Below are 607 nucleotides of genomic sequence, written 5' to 3'. Positions count from 1 at the left end.
TCTGCGAGTGGCAGCCGACGCAGCCTTCGCGGATGTAGATGTCACGACCTTCCAGTTCCAGGGCGGTACGCGGCTTCATGCCTTCGACCGGGGTATTGGTCACGTCCTGGAAGAACAGCGGAACGATCTGGGTCAGGCCGCCGATGCTGACGGCGATCACCATGAAGATGGCCAGCAGGCCGACGTTCTTCTCGAGTATTTCGTGGTTCTTCATTTACGTCGGGCTCCTCAGGCGATCTGCGCGGCGGCTTCGTATTCGGCCGGCTTGGCAGCACGCACGGTGCGCCAGGTGTTGTAGGCCATCAGCAGCATGCCGGTGAGGAAGAAACCACCGCCGATCATGCGCACGATGAAGCCCGGGTGGCTTGCGACCAGTGCTTCAACGAAGGAGTAGGTCAGGGTGCCGTCCTCGTTGACCGCGCGCCACATCAGGCCCTGGGTGATGCCGTTGACCCACATCGAGGCGATGTACAGCACGGTGCCGATGGTGGCCAGCCAGAAGTGCGCGTTGATCAGGCCGATGCTGTGCATCTGCGGGCGACCGAAGACTTTCGGGATCAGGTGGTAGAGCGAGCCGATGGAGATCATCGCCACCCAGCCGAGGGCG

The 607-nt window shown here is 62.4% G+C and carries 2 protein-coding genes; both read right to left on the bottom strand.

The annotated features are described in order from the left end of the window. Positions 1 to 214 (bottom strand): cbb3-type cytochrome c oxidase subunit II (locus tag HMPREF2716_RS00520; RefSeq protein ID WP_176439669.1); only part of this gene is annotated, 214 nt, incomplete at its 3' end. Between the two features lie 14 nt (positions 215 to 228). After that, positions 229 to 607: cbb3-type cytochrome c oxidase subunit I (locus HMPREF2716_RS29740; protein ID WP_023124542.1), on the bottom strand; the 379-nt coding region annotated here is incomplete at its 5' end.

The sequence above is a fragment of the Pseudomonas sp. HMSC076A11 genome (genome assembly GCF_001810205.1).
GTDB lineage: Bacteria > Pseudomonadota > Gammaproteobacteria > Pseudomonadales > Pseudomonadaceae > Pseudomonas > Pseudomonas aeruginosa.
The sequence above is the reverse complement of the archived record's forward strand: the minus strand, read 5'-3'. Positions and strand labels throughout refer to the sequence as shown.